General features: G+C 70.8%; 5 protein-coding genes. 4 read left to right on the plus strand and 1 reads right to left on the minus strand.

The genetic code is table 11. The features are described 5' to 3' along the window. Window positions 1-250 precede the first annotated feature (250 nt). Window positions 251-1,573 carry an ROK family protein gene (locus tag N4P33_RS30935; RefSeq protein ID WP_260830258.1) on the minus strand — a complete coding sequence of 441 codons (1,323 nt, stop codon included), beginning with the start codon at window positions 1,571-1,573 and terminating at the stop codon, window positions 251-253. Window positions 1,574-1,756: 183 nt separating this feature from the next. Here N4P33_RS30935 and N4P33_RS30940 point away from each other — a divergent pair, with 183 nt between their 5' ends. The 4 genes from N4P33_RS30940 to N4P33_RS30955 are packed head-to-tail and all read left to right on the plus strand — an operon-like array spanning window position 1,757 to window position 6,352. Beyond that, window positions 1,757-3,073 (plus strand): extracellular solute-binding protein, encoded by a 1,317-nt coding sequence (locus tag N4P33_RS30940; RefSeq protein ID WP_260830255.1) that lies wholly within the window; start codon window positions 1,757-1,759, stop codon window positions 3,071-3,073. Window positions 3,074-3,087: 14 nt separating this feature from the next. Beyond that, complete coding sequence (locus N4P33_RS30945) at window positions 3,088-4,083, plus strand: carbohydrate ABC transporter permease (RefSeq protein WP_260830256.1); 996 nt, start codon at window positions 3,088-3,090, stop codon at window positions 4,081-4,083. 28 nt (window positions 4,084-4,111) lie between these two features. Next, entirely contained in the window at window positions 4,112-4,951 is an 840-nt protein-coding gene (locus N4P33_RS30950) for a carbohydrate ABC transporter permease (RefSeq protein WP_260830259.1), read from the plus strand. Window positions 4,952-4,996: 45 nt separating this feature from the next. Next, a complete protein-coding gene (locus N4P33_RS30955) occupies window positions 4,997-6,352 on the plus strand; it encodes a GH1 family beta-glucosidase (protein WP_260830257.1) in 1,356 nt (451 codons plus the stop codon). The last annotated feature ends 164 nt before the right edge of the window (window positions 6,353-6,516 follow it).

The raw sequence follows: 6,516 nt of genomic DNA on the forward strand, positions 1-6,516 counted from the left end.
GAAACGCCGGCCGCCGCGTCGCCAGCCTGGCGCTCCGCGCGGCCTTGGGGCGCCCTCCGCCCGGCGCTTCCCGGCCGTCCTGGCTCCCGCGGGGGCGCGGGCTGCCTGCGGCTTCCGGCGCTCTTCGGTCGTCCGCGGGGCCTCGTGCTGACGGGGCGTCCGAGGGGCCTTGATCTGACGGCCGTCCGAGGATCTCGTGCTGCCCGGCCGCCCGCGGCCAGCCCCCGGTGGTCCTCGGTCGTCGCGGAGCTCACTGTGCCGCCCGTGCCCGCAGGGCCGTGCGCCAGGCGGGGGACGGGCCCTCGGGTTCGGTGTCGTGCGGTCTGCCGCCGCGGGCGAAGAACGCCTCCAGCGGCAGGCTCGCGGCCCCGACGGTCACGGCGTCCGGGCCCAGCATGCCGAGGCCGATACGGACCCGTCCGGCCGGATGGCGCAGGGAGTAGGCGGTGGCGTGGGCCGCGACGGTGTCCAGGAAGCTGCGGCCGAGCTGGAGTCCGGCCCAGCCGCCGATCAGGATGCGCTCGGGCTGGAAGAGGTTGATCAGGTCGGAGAGCCCGGCACCGAGGTACTCGGCGGTCTCCTCCAGCACGCGCCGCGCCGTGGCGTCCGGTTCCGGCCGGCCGCCCGTGGCGTCCGGCGCCGGGTAGGCGGCAGCGATCATGGCGGCCAGCGCCGTCTCCTCGTCCGTGTCCGACGGCGGCCGCCCTCCCGCCTCGGCCCACCGCTGGAGCACCGCCTCGGCGCCCGCGTACGCCTCCAGGCAGCCCAGCGCCCCGCAGCGGCACGGGCGGCCCTGGACCCGCACCGTCAGGTGCCCCCACTCCACGGCCCGCCCGGAGCGCGTGTCGTCGGTGACCACGCAGGCGCTGACCCCGGAGCCGAAGAGGACCACCGCCGCGCTCTGCGCGCCCCGCCCGGCGCCGAACCACATCTCCGCCTGGCCGAGAGTCCTGGCCCCGTTGGCGATGTAGTACGGCACGGTGCGGGGCAGCAGCCGGGACGCGCGCAGCAGCCGCTCCAGGGGGACGGCGTCCCAGCCGATCGTCTGACCGTGCACGACGGCCCCGTCCTCGGGGTCCACGGCGACGATGCCGGGCACGCCGACACCGACGCCGAGCAGCAACTCCGGTGCCACGCCAGCCTGTTCGAGCACCTGCCGGATGCCCGCGCGCAGATGGCCCACGACGACATCGACGTCGTACCGGTCGGTGCGGCGGGGCCCCGCGGCCTGGAGCGGCTGCTCCACCCGCGCCAGTTCGGTGAGCGCCAGGTCGAACAGCTCGACCCGGACCCGGGTCTCGCCGACGTCCACCCCGATCAGGTAGCCGCTGCGCGCGCGGACCCGCAGCAGTGTCCGGGGTCTGCCGCCGGACGAGTCGATGCTGCCGGCCTCCTCCACGAGCCCCTCGGAGACGAGTTCGGACACGACGTTGCTCACCGACCCGGAACTCAGTCCGGTGACCGGGCCGAGCGAGAACCGGCTCAACGGGCCGTCGAAATACAACCGTTGCAACACCGCGGTGCGGTTCTCCCGCCGCAGGTCACGCACTGTACGGCCGCCGCGCGCCTTCATCATGCCCCCTCTGGGTGGAGTGCCTACCGCAACGTACCTGGGACCGGGCCCTTGACGCGACCTTCGCTTGCGGTTTAACTCACATCCTAAATTAAGCCGTGGGGGGCTTCGGAGTGGAACGCGGGGCGTTCCGGTCGCCCCCTTTGCGGGCGACACCGTCACTCCCGGAAGGCCTCTCGACCCATGCGCAGAATCAGAGCCGCAGCCGTCGGCGCCGCCACTTTCTCGCTCGTCCTCGCCGCGACCGCCTGCGGCGGCGGATCGACGGGCACGGAAGGGTCCAACGAGCAGCCGAAGACCCTGACCTACTGGGCCTCCAACCAGGGAGCGAGCCTGGAGGTCGACAAGAAGGTCCTCCAGCCGGAGCTCGACAAGTTCGAGGAGCAGACCGGGATCAAGGTGAAGCTGGAGGTCGTGCCCTGGTCCGACCTCCTCAACCGCATCCTCACCGCCACCACCTCGGGCCAGGGCCCCGACGTCCTGAACATCGGCAACACGTGGAGCGCGTCGCTCCAGGCCAGCGGCGCCCTGCTGCCCTGGGACCAGAAGAACTTCGACGCGATCGGCGGCAAGGACCGCTTCGTCGAGTCCGCGCTCGGCTCCACCGGCGCCCCCGGCCAGGACCCCGCCGCCGTGCCGCTGTACTCCATGGCGTACGCCCTCTACTACAACAAGAAGATGTTCGCCGACGCCGGCATAGAGAAGCCGCCGGCCACCTGGGACGAGCTGGTCGAGACCGGCAAGAAGCTCTCCAAGGACGGCAAGTGGGCGCTCGGCGCCGAGGGTTCCAACCTGTCGAACAACATCCACCAGGTCTTCGTGCTGGGCAAGCAGCACGGGGCGGACTTCTTCACCCCCGACGGCAAGCCCGACTTCACCTCCGACGGGGCCGTCGCCGCGGTGAAGCAGTACGTCGACCTGATGGCCAAGGACAAGATCATCGCGCCGGGCAACGCCGAGTACGCGCAGAACCAGTCCCTGAGCGACTTCGCCAAGGACAAGACGGCCATGGTGCTCTGGCAGACCGCCTCGGCCACCTTCAAGGCCCAGGGCATGAACGACGACGAGTGGGGCGTGGCCCCCGCTCCGGTGCAGTCCGGCACGCCCGGTCAGGGCAAGGCCACCAACTCGATGGTCGCCGGCATCAACATGGCCGTCTTCAAGAACACCAAGAACATCGACGGCGCCAAGAAGTTCGTCAAGTTCATGACCAGCGACAAGGAGCAGGTCATCCTGAACAAGGCGTACGGCTCCATCCCGCCGGTCAAGTCCGCCCAGCAGGACCCGGCCTTCAACACTCCGGCCCTCGCCGTGCTCCGGGACACCCTCGCCACCAGCGCCACCGCGCTGCCGCAGGTGCCCGAGGAGTCACAGTTTGAGACCGTCGTCGGCACCGCCGTCAAGGAGCTCTTCGCCGACGCCGCCGCCGGCCGGCCGGTGACCACCGCATCGGTGAAGGCCAAGCTCGAGAAGGCCCAGCAGCAGATGCCCAAGAAGTGAGCGCGGACACCACGATGACCACCACCGCTGCCCTGAGCGCAGGCGAGCGGACGGCACGCGAGAACGACCCCGGGGCGGCGCCGCGCAGGCGCCGCCCCGGGCGGCTGCGCCGCATCGGACTGCCGTATCTGCTGCTGTTGCCCGCACTGCTGCTCGAACTGCTGGTCCACCTCGTGCCGATGGTGATCGGCATCGTCGTCAGCTTCAAGGAGCTGACCCAGTTCTACATCCGCGACTGGGGCACCGCGCCCTGGGCCGGCTTCGACAACTACGCGCTCTCGGTGGACTTCGACGCCCCCGTGGGCGAGGCGCTGCTGAGGTCGTTCTTCACCACCTGCCTGTTCACCGTCCTGTCGGTGAGCCTGTGCTGGCTGCTGGGCGCCGCCGCGGCGATCTTCCTGCAGGAGTCGTTCCGGGGCCGGGGCTTTCTGCGCACCCTCTTCCTCGTGCCGTACGCGCTGCCCGTCTACGCCGCCGTCATCACCTGGGCGTTCATGTTCCAGCGGGACAACGGGCTGGTGAACCACGTGCTGCACGACCAGCTCGGCCTCACCGACAGCGCCCCGTTCTGGCTGATCGGCGACAACAGCTTCATCGCCCTGCTCGTCGTCTCGGTGTGGAAGGGCTGGCCCTTCGCCTTCCTCATCATCATGGCCGGACTGCAGAACATCCCCAAAGACCTCTACGAGGCGGCCGCCCTCGACGGCGCGGGCGTCTGGCAGCAGATCCGCCGCATCACCCTGCCGGCGCTGCGCCCCGTCAACCAGGTCCTCGTGCTGGTGCTGTTCCTGTGGACGTTCAACGACTTCAACACCCCCTTCGTCCTGTTCGGCAAGGCCGCGCCCGAGGCCGCGGACCTGATCTCCCTCCACATCTACCAGTCGTCGTTCCAGACCTGGAACTTCGGGACGGGCTCCGCGATGTCGGTGCTCCTGCTGCTGTTCCTGCTCGTGGTGACCGGCGTCTACCTGTGGCTCACCTCCCGCGGAAGGAAGGCCGCCGATGTCTAGTCCCGCCGTCCGCCGGCCCCGCTCCCCGATGGCCGCCCCGCGGTCCTTCCTGTGGAGCCGCAGGATCTTCCTGACCCTCCTCACCGCCTTCGTGCTGCTGCCGGTCTACGTGATGATCTCCAGCTCGCTGAAGCCGCTCCAGGACGTGTCGGGCACGTTCGCGTGGATCCCCTCGGGCCTCACCGTCCGCCCCTACATCGACATCTGGGACACGGTCCCGCTGGCCGACTACTTCATGAACTCGCTGATCGTGGCCGGCGCGGCGACCGTCTGCTCCGTCACCATCGCCGTGTTCGCGGCCTACGCGGTCAGCCGCTACTCCTTCCGCGGCAAGCGCGTCTTCACGGTGACCGTGCTGTCGACGCAGATGTTCCCGGGCATCCTGTTCCTGCTGCCGCTGTTCCTCATCTACGTCAACATCGGCAACGCCACCGGCATCGCGCTGTTCGGCTCCCGCGGCGGCCTCATCCTCACCTATCTGACGTTCTCGCTGCCGTTCTCCATCTGGATGCTGATCGGGTACTTCGACTCGGTGCCGAGGGACCTCGACGAGGCGGCCAAGGTGGACGGCTGCGGGCCGCTCGGCGCGCTGTTCCGGGTCATCGTGCCCGCGGCGATCCCCGGCATCGTCGCCGTCGCCGTCTACGCCTTCATGACGGCTTGGGGGGAGGTCCTGTTCGCCTCCGTCATGACCAACGACACCACCCGCACCCTCGCCGTCGGCCTGCAGGGCTACTCCACCCAGAACGACGTCTACTGGAACCAGATCATGGCCGCCTCGCTCGTCGTCAGCCTGCCCGTCGTCGCCGGCTTCCTGCTCCTGCAGCGCTACCTCGTCGCCGGCCTCACCGCCGGGGCCGTCAAGTAACCGGCTCGCTCCGCCGTCGTCTGTCCCATCCCAGAGAGGCTCTCTGTGTCCGAATCGCTCGACCTCGCCGCCTTCCCCGCCGACTTCCTCTGGGGCACGGCCACCTCCGCCTATCAGATCGAGGGCGCCGTCGCCGACGACGGCCGGGCCCCCTCCATCTGGGACACGTTCTCCCACACCCCCGGCACGATCGACAACGGCGATCACGGAGACGTGGCCTGCGACCACTACCACCGCTGGCCCGAGGACGTCGCGCTGATGAAGCGGCTGGGCACCGGCGCCTACCGCATGTCCGTCGCCTGGCCCCGCGTCCTGCCCGCGGGACACGGGACCGTCAACCGGCCCGGCCTCGACTTCTACGACCGGCTGACCGACGCCCTCCTGGAGGCGGGCATCACCCCCAACGTCACCCTGTACCACTGGGACCTGCCACAGGTGCTCCAGGACCGGGGCGGCTGGACCGTGCGGGACACCGCCGAGCACTTCGCCGCCTACGCCTCGCTGGTCGCCGGCCGGCTCGGCGACCGTGTCACGCACTGGGCGACCCTCAACGAACCCCTGTGCTCGGCCTGGATCGGCCACCTCGAAGGACGGATGGCGCCCGGCCTGACCGACCTCACCGCCGCCGTCAACGCCGCCTACCACCTCCTGCTCGCCCACGGCCTCGGCACCCAGGCGATCCGCGCGGCGGCACCCGGCGCGCAGGTCGGCCTGGTCACCAACCACTCCACGGTCGAGGCCGCCTCCACCCGCCCGGAGGACGTGGCGGCCGCCGCCCGGATGGACGGCCACACCAACCGCTGGTGGCTGGACCCCGTCTACGGCCGCGGCTTCCCCACCGACATGCGCGAGCTGTACGGGGTGGAACTCCCCGAACGCCCCGGGGACCTCGAGACCATCGCCGTCCCGCTGGACTGGCACGGGCTCAACTACTACTTCCCGGCGACCGTGACGGACGACCCCGAGGGCCCCGTGCCCCACGCCCGTGAGGTCCGGCTGCCCGATGTGCCCCGCACCGGCATGGACTGGCAGATCGACGCGGACGGCCTGGAGACCCTGCTGCTGCGGCTGACCGAGGAGTACGGCGTGCGCACGCTGTACGTCACCGAGAACGGCTCCGCCTTCCCGGACACCGTCGCGCCGGACGGCAGCGTCCACGACCCCGGGCGCACCCACTATCTGGAGCAGCATCTGGGCGCCTGCGCCCGCGCCGTACGCAAGGGCGTGCCGCTCGCGGGCTACTACGCCTGGTCCCTGCTGGACAACTTCGAGTGGGCGTACGGCTACGACAAGCGCTTCGGCCTCGTCCACGTCGACTACGCGACGCAGACCCGCACGATCAAGACCAGCGGCCTGCGGTACGCGGAGATCATCCGCGCCCACCGGCAGACCCACACCTGACGAACGGCGCCTCACCATCCCACGGTTCCCCGCCGCCGGGCCGAGTCCGGCGGCGGGAGCGCGCTGCACACCCTGCCGGGCCTCGACGCCTCGAACGGCATCGCGCGAGCGCGCGTGTACCCCTACGGCCACGGCCTCACCACCACCCGCTGAGCGCCGCCGGC

Source organism: Streptomyces sp. 15-116A (assembly GCF_025290915.1).
GTDB lineage: Bacteria > Actinomycetota > Actinomycetes > Streptomycetales > Streptomycetaceae > Streptomyces.

Excerpts from the sequence above, each read along its gene's own strand:
- N4P33_RS30935 (WP_260830258.1), bottom strand. The coding sequence starts at position 1,573 with ATGAAGGCGCGCGGCGGCCGTACAGTGCGTGACCTGCGGCGGGAGAAC.
- N4P33_RS30950 (WP_260830259.1), top strand. The coding sequence starts at position 4,112 with ATGGCCGCCCCGCGGTCCTTCCTGTGGAGCCGCAGGATCTTCCTGACC.
- N4P33_RS30940 (WP_260830255.1), top strand. The coding sequence starts at position 1,757 with ATGCGCAGAATCAGAGCCGCAGCCGTCGGCGCCGCCACTTTCTCGCTC.
- N4P33_RS30945 (WP_260830256.1), top strand. The coding sequence starts at position 3,088 with ATGACCACCACCGCTGCCCTGAGCGCAGGCGAGCGGACGGCACGCGAG.